The 298-nt window shown below is 46.0% G+C and carries 1 protein-coding gene; it reads left to right on the forward strand.

Annotated features, from left to right (window positions below; genetic code table 11):
- Positions 1–246 (forward strand): hypothetical protein (locus AB5Z20_RS09780; RefSeq protein WP_438861075.1); only part of this gene is annotated, 246 nt, incomplete at its 5' end.
- Positions 247–298 lie beyond the last annotated feature (52 nt).

Genomic DNA, 298 nt, shown 5'->3' on the forward strand with positions numbered 1-298 from the left:
GAGTATTATAGACAGCAAATGGACAATGCAAGGACAACCAGTAACCGACTAAGAACGGAGAACCAAGAACTAAAGACCGAAACCAAGGAATTGAAAAAAGAACTTGGTAAGATGAAAGACTTGTTCAATTCCGAACAACTGGAGGCTTTAAGGCATCATTTCCCAAACATATCAAAAGCTATGGAAGAGGGGAAAGACCTACTCAAGCAAATCACCAGAAGCAGAGGTTTCGGTATGGGTATGTAACCCCCCCCCGCCCCCAAAGGGGGAGCGACCAAACGGCAGCCTCTCTCAATGG

This window comes from Collinsella aerofaciens (genome assembly GCF_040910245.1).
Classification (GTDB): domain Bacteria; phylum Actinomycetota; class Coriobacteriia; order Coriobacteriales; family Coriobacteriaceae; genus Collinsella.